Origin of the sequence: Pectobacterium aroidearum (assembly GCF_015689195.1) — a bacterium.
GTDB lineage: Bacteria > Pseudomonadota > Gammaproteobacteria > Enterobacterales > Enterobacteriaceae > Pectobacterium > Pectobacterium aroidearum.
The window spans coordinates 1,796,885-1,810,078 of the sequence record NZ_CP065044.1; the positions used below are offsets into that span (position 1 = coordinate 1,796,885).

At 47.4% G+C, this 13,194-nt stretch carries 12 protein-coding genes and 1 pseudogene; 7 read left to right on the forward strand and 6 right to left on the reverse strand.

Going from position 1 to position 13,194, the window contains the following annotated elements; genetic code table 11:
- The first annotated feature begins 35 nt into the window (after positions 1-35).
- Positions 36-779, forward strand: coding sequence for an FRG domain-containing protein (locus I2D83_RS08020; RefSeq protein WP_182099954.1), 744 nt, complete (start codon positions 36-38; stop codon positions 777-779).
- A 31-nt stretch (positions 780-810) separates the two neighbouring features.
- Positions 811-1,731, forward strand: a complete 921-nt coding sequence (locus I2D83_RS08025) for a DUF2971 domain-containing protein (protein WP_182099955.1) — start codon at positions 811-813, stop codon at positions 1,729-1,731.
- 273 nt (positions 1,732-2,004) lie between these two features.
- Here the strand turns inward: I2D83_RS08025 and I2D83_RS08030 are convergent, their stop codons facing one another.
- Positions 2,005-3,276 carry a tyrosine-type recombinase/integrase gene (locus I2D83_RS08030; RefSeq protein ID WP_205948159.1) on the reverse strand — a complete coding sequence of 424 codons (1,272 nt, stop codon included), beginning with the start codon at positions 3,274-3,276 and terminating at the stop codon, positions 2,005-2,007.
- A gap of 585 nt (positions 3,277-3,861) precedes the next feature.
- Here I2D83_RS08030 and I2D83_RS22565 point away from each other — a divergent pair.
- A pseudogene (locus I2D83_RS22565) lies at positions 3,862-4,055 on the forward strand (IS630 family transposase); the annotation flags it as partial.
- A 171-nt stretch (positions 4,056-4,226) separates the two neighbouring features.
- On the forward strand, positions 4,227-5,246 hold the full coding sequence (locus I2D83_RS08035; protein ID WP_205947855.1) for a DUF4917 family protein: 1,020 nt from the start codon (positions 4,227-4,229) through the stop codon (positions 5,244-5,246).
- Positions 5,247-5,592: 346 nt separating this feature from the next.
- Here the strand turns inward: I2D83_RS08035 and I2D83_RS08040 are convergent, their stop codons facing one another.
- The 5 genes from I2D83_RS08040 to I2D83_RS08060 all read right to left on the reverse strand — a co-directional run bounded on the left by I2D83_RS08040 (position 5,593) and on the right by I2D83_RS08060 (position 10,860).
- Entirely contained in the window at positions 5,593-7,497 is a 1,905-nt protein-coding gene (locus tag I2D83_RS08040) for an ATP-binding protein (protein ID WP_205947856.1), read from the reverse strand.
- Positions 7,494-7,988 carry an ABC-three component system middle component 2 gene (locus tag I2D83_RS08045; protein ID WP_205947857.1) on the reverse strand — a complete coding sequence of 165 codons (495 nt, stop codon included), beginning with the start codon at positions 7,986-7,988 and terminating at the stop codon, positions 7,494-7,496. Before I2D83_RS08045 ends, I2D83_RS08040 begins: the two co-directional genes overlap by 4 nt.
- Positions 7,985-9,073 carry an ABC-three component system protein gene (locus I2D83_RS08050; RefSeq protein ID WP_205947858.1) on the reverse strand — a complete coding sequence of 363 codons (1,089 nt, stop codon included), beginning with the start codon at positions 9,071-9,073 and terminating at the stop codon, positions 7,985-7,987. Before I2D83_RS08050 ends, I2D83_RS08045 begins: the two co-directional genes overlap by 4 nt.
- Positions 9,070-10,065 (reverse strand): restriction endonuclease, encoded by a 996-nt coding sequence (locus I2D83_RS08055; RefSeq protein ID WP_205947859.1) that lies wholly within the window; start codon positions 10,063-10,065, stop codon positions 9,070-9,072. The genes I2D83_RS08050 and I2D83_RS08055 overlap by 4 nt, the downstream gene beginning before the upstream one ends.
- Positions 10,066-10,542: 477 nt before the next feature.
- Positions 10,543-10,860, reverse strand: coding sequence for a JAB domain-containing protein (locus I2D83_RS08060; protein ID WP_338091671.1), 318 nt, complete (start codon positions 10,858-10,860; stop codon positions 10,543-10,545).
- Between the two features lie 220 nt (positions 10,861-11,080).
- Between I2D83_RS08060 and I2D83_RS08065 the strand changes: the two genes are divergently transcribed.
- From I2D83_RS08065 to I2D83_RS08075, 3 genes are all read left to right on the forward strand, one after another.
- Positions 11,081-12,028, forward strand: a complete 948-nt coding sequence (locus I2D83_RS08065) for an ArdC family protein (protein WP_205947860.1) — start codon at positions 11,081-11,083, stop codon at positions 12,026-12,028.
- Positions 12,029-12,346: 318 nt separating this feature from the next.
- Positions 12,347-12,583 carry a type II toxin-antitoxin system CcdA family antitoxin gene (locus tag I2D83_RS08070; protein WP_205947861.1) on the forward strand — a complete coding sequence of 79 codons (237 nt, stop codon included), beginning with the start codon at positions 12,347-12,349 and terminating at the stop codon, positions 12,581-12,583.
- A gap of 2 nt (positions 12,584-12,585) precedes the next feature.
- The gene (locus I2D83_RS08075; protein WP_205947862.1) at positions 12,586-12,900 is read left to right on the forward strand and encodes a CcdB family protein; all 315 of its coding nucleotides are present in this window, start codon (positions 12,586-12,588) and stop codon (positions 12,898-12,900) included.
- Positions 12,901-13,194: the final 294 nt, after the last annotated feature.

Below are 13,194 nucleotides of genomic sequence, written 5' to 3' on the forward strand. Positions count from 1 at the left end.
GGGTTTGACTATATCTATAAAAAATAGAGGAAATAATGTCATCAAACGAATCGAATACTACATCATATAACATTAGCAGTCTTGAACATCTCCATGCGATTTTCAGAGCATATAGACCACACAATGGATTTGGTGTTGTATATCGTGGTCAGGCTGATTGTCATTGGAAGTTGCTGCCAAAAGCTGGAAGGCAGGAGTATCTACTACCTGATGATCGCGATTTAGGGGTATTTAAGGACTGGTTGGATCGGGCTATAGCCTATGAAAATGTCCCGAATTATTTCATTGAGCAACTCGCTCTTGCACAACATCATGGCTTGGCTACTCGATTACTAGATTGGACTATTAATCCGCTTATTGCATGTTATTTTGCTTGTTGTTCCTATCCCGATAAAGATGGGGTTATTTACATACTTGAATTGCCAGAAATTTTTGCCACAGTCGATTTGTCAATGGAAATTTTAAAAGAATGCAGTGGAGTTATTTCTTATAGACCAAGACAATTTTCACCTCGGGTTTTAAATCAAGGAGGAGTTTTTACTATTCACAATCCTCCAGATAAGACTATAGATATTGGGCCGGGAAGAATCGCTTTAGATATGCCTAATTTAGTACAAGTAACACTGTGTAAAAAATTAAAGAATGATATTCTTGAAATGCTTTCTGATTATGGAATTGATGAACGTTATATTTATCCTGATTTAGATGGGTTATCGAGAAGTTTAAATTACTCAATGATTAAAATGGTAAGGCAAAGAACTCAAAGAATTGATGTTTAAATGTTAAATTTTTAAATAATGGGATGATATTATGAGGGTTTATAAATATTTAAATTCTGATGGTTTTTCAAGATTTTTAAATGCACCTCTTCTAAGAATTAGCAACAATAATTGCCTTAATGATCCATTTGAATATGTGTTAACTAGTAAAGACGTCTCAAGTGTGTTTGAGGTTCTGAGGGCTGTTTCTGAAGATTCGCATATACGCTCTTTCTATTCTACATTTAAGGGACATGGCATAATTTCATTAACTGAAACGAAAGATAATTTACTCATGTGGAGCCATTATGCGGAAGAGCATAAAGGTGCAGTATTTGGATTTGATTTTAATGACCCTAATGATATTTTCTTACATAAAGGCAACAATGAAAAAATAATTCCATCTAAAGTTTATTATAGGAAACTTAGAGGGTATGAGGGAGAGATAAATAAAAACAATATTAAAGATGTTTTGTTGCATTACTTATCAGTAAAGTCTGATGAGTGGAGTTATGAAAAAGAGTTTAGATTTATAGTCCCTTATGATTGCGCTGATGTTATTATAATGAACAATAAAAAACCATTGTATGAGAGAATAATATCTGACATGGGGGTCCCTGATCAAAATATTATTCAGTGTGAAGATATTTCAATTATTGATGTGCGCAGGCAAGAGATAAATGATATAGGCCTTCTTGCTGCATGGACCTTATCATATGAAATTGATGCTATGTTTTTTAAAGTAGTAGACGCGGCAGCGATTAAAGAGTGCTATATAGGATGCAGAGTCAATACTTCAAATTTATTTGATGTTTGCAATGACATTATAATTGATCCTAGGCTTAGAGAAAATTTTCTTTCTTCTGAACTTGGCGTTCTTAGGAATTTTTATAAGTCTGAGATTAATAATGAAAGATTCGAATTAAATTTCAAATTATGTGAAGGAACATTTCTAGAGAGTGCCCTTTCCTAGAGAAATGCTATTTCTAGCAAAATGGTTTTGCTTAGGCCTCTTTCAGGGGCCTAGAGAGCTTATTACTCGACTGTAGCTGTTGAACAAAAAGTATAAAAACCTTTTCGATGTCGATGTAGTTAGGTGAAGTATTCCGGCATGGTTTTTCTTCAGGTTATAGTTTTTCAGGAACATCGATTCCTCTCAAGGGGTTCATTATGTTTTCCTACCGCCTTATTAGTTTTATCAATAGGGGGATACATATCCAACATAAGGCGGGGTTAAAACTAATTTTTATCGCCCAAACTCAAACGGCCTCACCATACCGTTGCTGTTAGCATCCAGAAAATCAGCCCACCATTGCAACATGAGGCGGCGTTGTTCAAGGTGTTTGGCCTTATGGGTGTAGGCAGCACGAACGTTGTTCTTTTCCATGTGGCTCATCTGAAGTTCAACCACATCTTCAGGCCAGATACCCGATTCAATTAAGGCACTACACGCCAGCGTTCGGAAACCATGACCGCACAGATCGGTTTTGGTGTCATAGCCCATTTTTCGCAGTGCTTTGTTGATGGTATTTTCACTCATCGGTTTCATCGCATCATAACAGCCAGTCAGGATAAAGCCGTCATCACCGTTAACGTCATAGGTGAGGTCTTTAAGCTCTTCCAAAATTGCCAACGCTTGATCGCATAGAGGAACATAGTGTTTTCTGCGCATTTTTGCACCACGGCCTGAATGCTTGATCCCGTCAATGGCTTCACGTTGTTCAGGGATAACCCACAAAGCGCTTTTGAAATCGATCTCTGACCAACGGGCAAAGCGCAGTTCACTTGAACGGACAAAAATTAGCAGATTGAGTTTTATCGCTAATTGGGTCAGCCTGCTACGGCCTTTATAGGCTTCAATACGTTCCAATAGTGTAGGTATCTCTTCCAGTTCGATAGCGGGACGGTGTTCCGTTTGCGGCTTCTGAACAGCACCTTCCAAATCATAGGCAGGATTGAAACGGATCATCTTTTGCTGGACGGCATAACGCATGATGGCGGTAGCGTACTGTTTCACTCGCATGGCGATTTCCAGATAACCCAGCTTCTCTATCTTTTTGATGGGAACCAGCAGATCGCTGGTATCCAGCTCAGCAATATCTTTTTCACCAATATCAGGGAACAGGTAAGTTTCGAGTCGTGTCCATACAGAACGCTGATAATCGTCCGACCATGTGGTTTTGGTGGCAAACCAACTTTTGGCAACAGTTTTGAAAGCGCAGGTGTTGTTACGTCGCTCTTGAACGATTTTGTTGTCAGCCTGTTTTTTGGCGCTGGGGTCTACTCCAGCCGCTAACAGCTTTTTTGCTTCATCTCGTCGTTGTCTGGCATCAGCCAGAGAAACAGCAGGGTAGACGCCGATGGAAAACACCTTCTGTTTCCCTTCAAAGCGATAGCCTAACTGCCAGTATTTGGAACCGTTGGGATGTACCAGCAAGTAGAGGCCGAACCCGTCAGTGAGCTTAACCACCTTTTCTGACGGCTTGGCATTTTTTACTTTAGTATCAGTAAGTGACATGACGGTTCCCTCCGATTGCTGGTAAAAACGAAATCGAACCAGCTTTACCAGTATTTTTACCAGCAAAAGGGTATGGCTTCGAGTGTTTTTGGGTGAACGAGGGCGAACCTGAAGAAGGGGATAACCAATTGATAAAAAGCAAAAAAGCAGACGTAAGTGAACGTCTGCTTTCTCTAAAATGGCTCCTCTGACTGGGATCGCCTTTGCCAGCAACTGGCTAATAATTAAGCTAAACCTGAATTGTATTTCTGTCAAGACCACCATAATGACCACCAATAGTTGCGGGTTGCATAAATCTGGTTTGAGCTCCACACTCTGCATATGGTGGACTGATCCTACGGCACTAGAAATTTAAATCCCCCCCCACTCGACGGGGTTTGTACGAGGCCTCCTGGCTGAAACCACTGAGATGGCTGTGGTGCCGGACTCGGTTGTAAAAGACTTGAATGTAATCGAGGATATCAGCGTATCCAGCACCAGCTCTCATGAAAGCGTCGGTTTCATTGACCAGCCCATCACGTTATGGGCATAGAGGTTGATAATCGACACTTTGACGTGTCACCGCTTCCCGCATTGCATTGATACCTGAGGCAGGTAGGTATCGCTTGGCGCAGAGCTTCGCTAACACTGAAATCCAAGACCCGCATAATGAGGAAAAGCGACTCTCCATCTAACAGGCTATCACCCAGAGGCAGACGGACCATCCAGTATTTTATTAGGATGAAGTCGATATTGACCTGAATCCGAAAATTGGCGCGGACTGGATGCGCAAAGGAAAATAGAAGCCATTACGACGCAGAAACAGAACCAAAAAGGATTATCTGCCGGGTTATGCTGCATTCGGTTATGGGACGAGTCCACCGAAAAGATTCTACTTAAGAAATAGCGGAAAATGGCTCATCACAGCTATTTCATAATAAACTGCCAAAGAAAAAGGAGAGGAATAAGATATGCCATACCCCATTTTGCCTTGGGTACAAATTGCACCTTACTATCATCGGGATACGATATTGTTGGGTAATGGTGCAAGCATTGCTGTTTCACCGGATCTTGACTATGGTTCTTTACTTGCTTACGCCCGCCGGGCAGGCTTGTTCACAGATGATGTGAATCGACTCTTTCATTTTTTCAGAACATCCGATTTCGAGTTAATCCTTCGGCTGGTTTGGCAGGCATCAAACGTCAACAGTTCACTTCAAATTCCAGACAATCGCACACACCAAGCCTACCTGAGAGTTAGAGATTGTTTAATTCAGGCCGTTCGTGATGTACATCCTGAATATGAGCAAGTTAGCGATCAATTGCCTAATATGTACCAATTCCTCAAACGGTTCGATACGGTTTTATCATTGAATTATGACTTGTTGGTTTACTGGACAATGACCTATGGCTTCGACATCAGAGATGGTCATTTATTCAAAGACTGCTTCCTTGGGAACAGAATGTTCGACGATGCCTGGTGGAGATTTCGTGATCCTTTATTCGAGCGGACCAACACTTTGGTCTTCTACCCGCATGGGAGCTTGGCTCTGTGCCGAAATGTTGTGGAGCAGGAATTCAAGATTCACAACGCGGGGGAAGGCTTGCTCGAGGCAATCCTTGAACAATGGTGCAGCGAGCAAGTCGTACCGCTATTTGTCAGCGAAGGAACGATGCAACAGAAAGTATCTTCTATCCAGAATAGCTATTATCTGTCTACCGTGTATCGGGAGGTGCTAACGTCGCAGCGATCCACCTTAACGTTACTTGGCTGGGGACTTGGGGAGCATGACCGACATATTCTGAAGCGGATGCGCGGAACCGGCATCCAACGTGTAGCTGTTTCCGTCTATCGTGGTAATCAGGTCTATTGCAACTATGCGTACCAAGTTATTCAGGACGACTTAGGGCCCATCCCTGTGGATTTTTTTGATAGTGAAAGTCCTGGATGCTGGATTCATCCGATGCCACCAGTTTTACCCAGAATTTAGTCGACTCGTGGGTTAACGTCGTTACCTGTGTGAAGGCTGCGACGGAGATTTTGTTTTGACTTTTGAAACCTGGCGCGGCGGATCACAACCGCGCATGGTTTTTTGAAAAGCCGACCCGAGGGCAATATGATCCCGGGCCGGGGTTGCTGTGCGAACCGTTACGCGGCAATTGTTTCGGCCAGTAGCTGTTCACCTGCTACGGTGGTGTCATTCTCCGATTACTTGAGTTGTGAATCTTCCATCACATCCTACTGCTAGCTTTCGGCTTGGAAGATGGCAGACATCCACCCTGTTCCTTTCGTCAGCCGTTCGGCCTCACTGGTAATATCGCCCTTCATGAGCTTCGTCAATCGGGTGACTCCATACTCATTAATTGTGCAGAGTCTGCTATAGAAGGGAACAGACCGTAACGGCCATGATGCGGGTTCTTACCAAACATAAGAGACTGCTCACGCTTCATGATTGCATCAGGCGGGTCGGTGTTCTCAACAACGATGACTTGGGTGTCCCCAGGCAGAGCTTCAAGGTACGCGTAGAACTGATCTTTAAGGTCAGTACCGGTCAAATCATATTCTGTTCCATCTGGCTCTCTGTATGCCAGCAATGGAGAATCGAGTACAACGAATCCCGTGTGTGGTGTGTGGCGCTCACGGCAGAAAGCAAGCAGCCCGAGGGTGAAAGCTGCATGCGTAATGGCGCGAAGGCCCTTACCAAAAGCACTACGTGACTTTCCAGCAATGACAAGGTCTCGAGACTTGGAATCGAAGTACACATCCCCAGCCTCTGGGAAGTGCCAACTAGTCAGTATTCCTTCAACAGTCTTAGCAAAACTATGGGCCACAGTGCTTGAGAGATCTGCGTTAGCAACCACTCCAGCCTTCTCGTCTTCATTGCCCTTTTCAAGATCAGCCCGACGGCGCTCCATGTCTTGAATAGTGGCATAGAGTGCCAGCGCTTCGCGTACCTCGGCCCGCTTGTCGGCAAAGTCTGAATAGGACTTGCGAAGGGTCGAGAGCTTGGGTGCGAGCAATTCTTCAACTGACTCCGAAATCGACTCCAGTTCTCGAACAACAGTAGGCATTCTGCGATCAAAGCTGGCACCTTCGCGCTCAAGGCTTTGGACGGTAGCTACAAGTTCCGCGCGCAAAACTTCGATCTTGGCAATCTCCACTCGTGCAGCCTGAACGACGGCATCAGTATCTCCATTACACCCCATATCGGCGGGATGAAGAACGGGGTCCGCTCCACAAAGAGGACAATGCCCGGCACTCAGTACGCTAAAGAGCGTCCCACCTTCTTCAATGGCACGTAGTCTTTCAATATCGGACAAGTAGTGTCTATCAAGCAGCCTGAATCGCTCAAGCATCACACTTACCTCTGCACGTCGCTCTCGGCTTTCTTCCAGTTTTTTGCGCAATTCTCGCCGCTTCCCAGCAGCCTCCTGAAACTCATCTTCTGTGGTATTTACCTGGGCCGCCTGTTGACGAAGTGAGGTGTCGATCTTCTCTAGCTGCTCCTCCAATTCCTTCGGACTCTTTGTCAACTCCTTGAGCCGGTCACGATAGTCGTCAAGAAGCTGATCGAGAAGACGTAATTGTGCCTCGCGCGATAACTCTTCCGGCTCACTCTTATTACTGCTGGCGACCAATGCGGAGTCGTCTGCTCCGGTTAGAAGTAACTTGAATGTTGCCAAGTTCGGCGTATTGGCGGTGGGATTGCCATCAATAAGCGGAGAGCTTTGTTGTGTGATCTCCGTTTCATCGACGAGCATCAAACGCGCAATGTTGCGAAAGCTCAAGCTGATCGTTTCGTTCCGGGAGTTTTTGCGGACACGCTTGCCACCAAGGCCACATAGATCTAGCAAAAATGATGAAAGGTTCGTGTTGTTCTTATCGCTGTGTTTTTCGTCAAGCTGCGCATACGGAATTTCGGTCGTTGGTGGCGTCTGGTGCAAGTCGTCATATAGCCGAAAACCACCGCCATCTATGCTGCGCCAGAGTGTAAATGACTTCCCATCAAGGGTTTCAAACCCCAATAGAACAAGGTCGTAGCCAACGCGCTCAGGGATATCGCGCAGGGGGGGCTTTCCACCGAGCATAAAGTCGATGGCTTCGACAATGAAAGATTTTCCAGTGTTCGATGCGCCATAAATGACATTGAGGCCAGCACCGAAGGTCACTGTTGCAGGTGGCTTTTGTGGCCCAAAAAAACCGAGAAAGCGTAAGCGTAAGCCGGGAGTTACTGCCGTCATGCATCACCCCCCAAGCTTTGCTCAATGCTCTGAAACTGTTCGACCCATTTATCGAAGAAACGGCGCATCATGCCTTTGAACTGTTCATCAGTGAGATCACCAATGGTTTCGACAAGCCATACAGCGCGAACCTTCAGGGACAGCAGATAGTTGGAAGATACTGATGACAGGAACGGTGCAGCATTTTCGCCCGCGCTGTACTTGATCCCCTCGGATGTGACTTCGCGCTCAACGAGGTCACGGGTCATCATCAGAAGCAGTGATTGCTCAACCAACTTGCGGCGCACGAGCAATTCAGTAGGGCGCATTGGCGTCGGTGGGTGCAAATTGTCTGGTCCGCCAATATCGCCTGTATGAACAAGAAGGTAGTCAAGGGCCACAAGCCGCTGGAGGTCGTAGGTTTGCGGATAGGCAGCACCCAGAATCGAGACCGCACGGATACCAGCCTCAAGTGGGCTATTGAAGGTAATTGGCTTATGTTCTTGGCTCATGATCGTGTCCACCGAAGGCGCTCTTCATTCACTAGCTGGTGGCAGATTCCATCTCTATCCTTGGGGTTTGTACAAATGATGAGGGCGTTTGCCGTAATCTGCATGTCGCGGGCAGCCTTGGTGACAGCGCAGACTTTTTCGTAGCCGTCAGCATGGTTCCCGTCGTGTGTATCAATAACGCCATCATGAATGTCATCCAGCAAAGCTTCGAACGTGCCAGGCGGGACACTATCACGTGCGAAGACGCGCAGTGACTCAGCCTCGTAGAACGCCTCGCGCTGGCGGCGGAAATGATCCTTGAGTTTGGTCACGGACAAGGCCGAAGGATCAGTCACTATTGTTCCTGTGTGCTCGCTGTATGCGCCGAACAACTGCGTCACATAGCGACTCTCGGTGGCGGCAACTTCTTGGGGCGGTTTTTCAGATGCAGGCCGCGTTGGTAGTCCACCACCAAAGCGCGCTGTGTGAACCGGCGTGGCTCTGTGATCATCAACAAGCTGAAGTGCAGTCTTGGCGTCGAAGATGGTAAAATCGAATGAGTCTACATAGGCACGGAGCTTCGCGTCGAGCAACACTTCCTGTGTGCTAGTGATTGCATCTTTCACATGCTTATCCCAGTTAGCTAACAATTCCTCACGCAACTTCGTGCTATTAGACAATAGGCGGCTAAGCGACGTACCAGCACCTCGTGGCGAAACAAAGTAGTAGCGACGAGGGACCGTGTATTCACCTTTGTACGAGTACCAGATGATCTTGCCGAACTCAACCCAAACATCACTAGGCCTGATGGCATTATCGTAGTGCTTGCATTGGAAGTTGTCCCACACACCCTGAAGGCGTTCATCGCCAACGAACCCGGCGACATCAATACCCATATCGCCAGCACCAGAGAAACGCAGGACGTGTTCATACTTCGTCGTGAGGCAGTAATAAGCCCATTCCTCGACGAATCCCTCCCACTCGTCTGGTGAGTAGGTCAGCAGCCTTTGCTGCGGCGGCATGATGGGGCCGTTCGCCACCTGAGCTGCCGTAACAGCGGTTGCTGGGCTCGGCGGCTTATTGATGTCCATCCAACTCGCCGTCATAACGCACCTTGTCCTTGGTTATCATGTGGGCAGAAGTACGGGTTTTTGTGTATCTGAGCAGCCTGGACTTTCTTTGCGAAGAACTCCGAAAGGTCGCCTTGTTGCTCAAGCAGACGGACGATCTCATGAAGCGTCGAGAGAACTAAAACTTTGTGTTGCAGAAATTCACGTACCGTATGAATGGCTGGTTCAGTGTAGTCACTGGCAGAAATGAAGATCCCTCGGACCTCGGCACGCGACATGAGGCGAACAAGATGCTCTGAAATCTCAGGCTTACCCACTGGATTGCGATACCACTTCATTTCAACGAAATACAGTACACCACCGAGTTCAATGATCCCATCAATTTGCTCGACGATGCCTTCGCCAGCATCACCAACCAAATGAAAGGATTTATGAATGAGAACACCGTAGGCTTGAAAAAGATTATTGAGAGCCGTTTCCAGCAATTTTCCCCGTTCCTGTGCAGTCCTAGTAGTGCCAAACAATGTATATAAGCCTTGCTTGGCATTCTCGATTCTGTTGATGCGATCACGTTTTTCTGCTGCGATCCGCTGTGACTCAGCGAGGCGGATTTTCCGTTCTTCTTCGCGGGCATTGTTCATACGCGTGAAAGCGTCTTTTTGGTTGACGACTTCGCGGATACTGGCAACAAGACCCTTAGCCTTAAGTTGGTCAGCGGGCCAGCACGAATCAAAGTTCGCAAAGTCCACCACGCGCCGCAGCACCTCGCGCCGCTCACGGAGAGTGTGTTCTCCCTTCGCGTTGAGGCGTTCAAGCACCGTGCGAACCATCTGGTACTTGTTGACATCCTTTGGTGTTGCCCTCAAGTGAACTGCAATGTCAGAAGTTATGTTGTCAGGAACTCCAGCGCCCCGGAAGAAAACCAGCACATCCTGCTTAGAGCGATTGAGCAACGGCACAACATCCACCAGGAGGTTGAACAGCTCCGGTGGGTAGTGGAATATGATGTCTGAGGGTGCATCAGTCATGCGCTACTTCCCCTCCAAATACACTCATCAATGTAAGCAAAGGATTTATTCCCTTCTGTCATCAAGCTTCCCTATCAAGGCTTCATATACTGGTTAATCTTACAACAGTAAAAAATTGGGCCAGTAGGGAGCGATCTGATAGCCATTCCTGATTCAGCTTCGACAAGCTCCAAATCGTACAGTGCCTCCCAAGTGCATCCAGAACCACGAGTAATCGCTGAACCAATGAGCAAGCCGTAGTGCTGAGTCGCTGGTAATACTGCGTTTGCCGTTGATGATCTGGGTGATCCATTGGCTGGGGAGCCAAGTTGGCTCTCTAGCTCAGTCGTTAACACACCACCAGCCTCATGCCATTGTGTGATAGCTTCACCTAGGGGATGAGCTGTTGCGGTCATATTACGCCACAAAATAGACAGGCTATTACCCAACGGTAAGGGTTTTGAGGATGTACGTCAATCGTACATAAATTGAGTATAATCATAAACAATAAAAGTGAGCAGCGCATACACTCGGTATTCCAAAAGGTAAGGAACATGCTGCTACGGAGAGTTCAACATAGATCACAGCAAAAAGGGGGCGAAGCTCTCTTCGATCAAAACAACCCCCATTCGGCAAAGGACACCGTGGGCTCACCGCCGAAGTAAAGTGAGCCAATGTACGCATGTCAACCATTGCCAATCCTTTTTTAATCCGCACCCTCATCACCTTGTCAACATCATTGGGCTCAGGGATACCACTCGGATGGTTATTTGCAAGTATCACCGCTGCAGTGTAAACCCCAAACCATTTCACCACTGCGAACCAAGGGGCGCTACGCCCGATTATGCAGGGGCAGTTTTTTCTCCCGTGTGACTTCCGTTCCCGTATCAGCTTCCGGTTAATCGTTTCCCAACACAACCCGTCCCGCAAGGGTAAATGGCACGCATGCTGCGCCCTTGCAGTACAGAACGATGCCGGGAAAGCGAACCGTCAGGCGATACGAAGACGAAATTCACACCACTGACGGAGAAAAAACATGACGACTTCCCTGCATACCCAGACTAGCGCCCCTAACACCGCAGCGGCGACCAGCGTATCCCCGCTGGAGCAGTCAGGCTCCTCAAAAACGAAATTTTATCAAACCACCAGAACAGATATTTATCAGACTGTCACCGATAACATCATTGCAGCGCTTGATGCCGGTGTAAAACCATGGTCTTGTCCGTGGCAACGAGTGCCGGGCATGTCTGGGTTGCCTTCCAACTTCGCAACCGGTATCGCGTATAGCGGAATGAATATCATGCTGTTGTGGTGCAGTGCGTCAAAACAGGGTTTTGGTGATTCACGCTGGATGACCTACAAACAAGCACAGGCAGTAGGCGGGCAGGTTCGCAAAGGCGAACACGGCACGACAGCCATTTTCTATACAACCTTAGAGAAGGAAAACGAAGACGGCGAAATCGACCAGATCCCGATGCTGAAAACTTTCAACGTGTTTAACGTTCAGCAAATTGACGGCTTGCCTCTGACAACTGAAACAGTCAGCCCTGAAGCAACCTTTGACTCGTTGCCGGAGGCTGAAAATCTGTTCCAGAAGAGCGGCGCAAACATCATTGAGAAAGGACAAAACGCCTTTTTCAGACTCTCAACTGATGAAGTCTGGCTACCGGAGCGCCATCTGTTTTCAGATGCAGCTAATTTCTACGCTACTGGCTTGCATGAGCTGGTTCACTGGAGCGGTGGTAAAAAACGACTTAACCGTGAAATGAAAGGGAAATTTGGCAGTGCAGATTATGCGGAGGAGGAATTAGTGGCTGAGCTGGGAAGTGCTTTTCTGATGGCGGAGCTGGGGATTGTTGGAGAGGTGCAGCATGAAAGCTATATTGCCTCATGGCTCCAGGCGCTGAAAAATGATAAGCGCTATGTTTTCAAAGCGGCCAGCGCCGCCTCAAAAGCGCATCGTTACCTGATGGATAAGATTTGAGTCGGAGATGATAAGCCGCAAAGGAGTGCGGCTTTAAGCTTATTGCGGGGCAGGGAAGGTGAGAGATGTTTAAATTTCCCTGCGAATTTTCTGGACATAATATGCCCGGAAAATTCGCAGGCTGCGGGTGCGGGCGGCAAAGAGCCCGCGCATCCCGCAAACGGCGTTTGTACATCGGTGATTGCTGTAAACGACGGCTCAGGTATGACGACTGACTGTGAAGTTTGCAGGACTGCAACGATAGCAGAGCCTGTTTTTGGTGTTATGATAAGTGTATTATGTCGTGTAACACGCACGTATTCATGTAGGAGAGAAACCATGACCGCGAAACAACGCAACACGCAGAGCGTGACCATGTCAGTAGAGCGTGCCTTACTGGTAAGAGCGCGTGAGGCGGGTATTAATCTGAGTGCTACCCTGACAACCGCCCTGGATGCAGAGCTTCGCTGCCATGAAGCGAAAAAATGGCAAGAAGAAAACAGGGAGGCTCTCGCAGCACTAAATCGTTTTCATGATGAGCAGGGTTGTTTCAGCGATGAATACAGGACGTTTTAACCATGCAATTCACTGTATACGGGAATACCGGGAAAAGCGTTGTTTACCCGCTGTTGCTCGATGTCACGAGCGATATTATTGGGCAATTGAATCGTCGGATAGTGATCCCATTGCTCCCGATTGAAAAGTATCCGGCAGGCCGCCGACCGGATCGCCTTGTCCCCGTCGTCAGGCTGACGGACGGCAAAGAATACGCCGTAATGACCCACGAGCTGGCAAGTATCCCTATCCAGGCTCTGGGTGCGGTGTTTTGTGATGCTTCTCAGTACCGTACTCAGGTAAAGGCTGCAATAGACTTCCTCATCGACGGGTTCTGACGTTTCTTTCTATGCTGTTAAACAGGCATTGCCTTTAATCGTGGCTGACGGGAGCCTATTCCAGTTCGTCGATAGTGCGGAACAGAAACATCTGGCGTTAAACTGAACCGGAATACCGTTTCTTGCCACTGTTCTGATACTGTCAAACGGCCTAACCAGACCGCTGCTGTTAGCATTCGGAAAACTAGCCTACCATTGCAGCATCAGACGGCGCTGTTCAAGGTGCTTGGTGATTTTACTCTCTGCCCGCTCCGTGCCAGATACGGAAGTTGATGTGCCATCCTCGGCTTATAT

Excerpts from the sequence above, each read along its gene's own strand:
- I2D83_RS08065 (WP_205947860.1), top strand. The coding sequence starts at position 11,081 with ATGACGACTTCCCTGCATACCCAGACTAGCGCCCCTAACACCGCAGCG.
- I2D83_RS08055 (WP_205947859.1), bottom strand. The coding sequence starts at position 10,065 with ATGACTGATGCACCCTCAGACATCATATTCCACTACCCACCGGAGCTG.
- I2D83_RS08070 (WP_205947861.1), top strand. The coding sequence starts at position 12,347 with ATGACCGCGAAACAACGCAACACGCAGAGCGTGACCATGTCAGTAGAG.
- I2D83_RS08040 (WP_205947856.1), bottom strand. The coding sequence starts at position 7,497 with ATGACGGCAGTAACTCCCGGCTTACGCTTACGCTTTCTCGGTTTTTTT.
- I2D83_RS08035 (WP_205947855.1), top strand. The coding sequence starts at position 4,227 with ATGCCATACCCCATTTTGCCTTGGGTACAAATTGCACCTTACTATCAT.
- I2D83_RS08025 (WP_182099955.1), top strand. The coding sequence starts at position 811 with ATGAGGGTTTATAAATATTTAAATTCTGATGGTTTTTCAAGATTTTTA.
- I2D83_RS08045 (WP_205947857.1), bottom strand. The coding sequence starts at position 7,988 with ATGAGCCAAGAACATAAGCCAATTACCTTCAATAGCCCACTTGAGGCT.
- I2D83_RS08020 (WP_182099954.1), top strand. The coding sequence starts at position 36 with ATGTCATCAAACGAATCGAATACTACATCATATAACATTAGCAGTCTT.
- I2D83_RS08050 (WP_205947858.1), bottom strand. The coding sequence starts at position 9,073 with ATGACGGCGAGTTGGATGGACATCAATAAGCCGCCGAGCCCAGCAACC.
- I2D83_RS08075 (WP_205947862.1), top strand. The coding sequence starts at position 12,586 with ATGCAATTCACTGTATACGGGAATACCGGGAAAAGCGTTGTTTACCCG.
- I2D83_RS08030 (WP_205948159.1), bottom strand. The coding sequence starts at position 3,276 with ATGTCACTTACTGATACTAAAGTAAAAAATGCCAAGCCGTCAGAAAAG.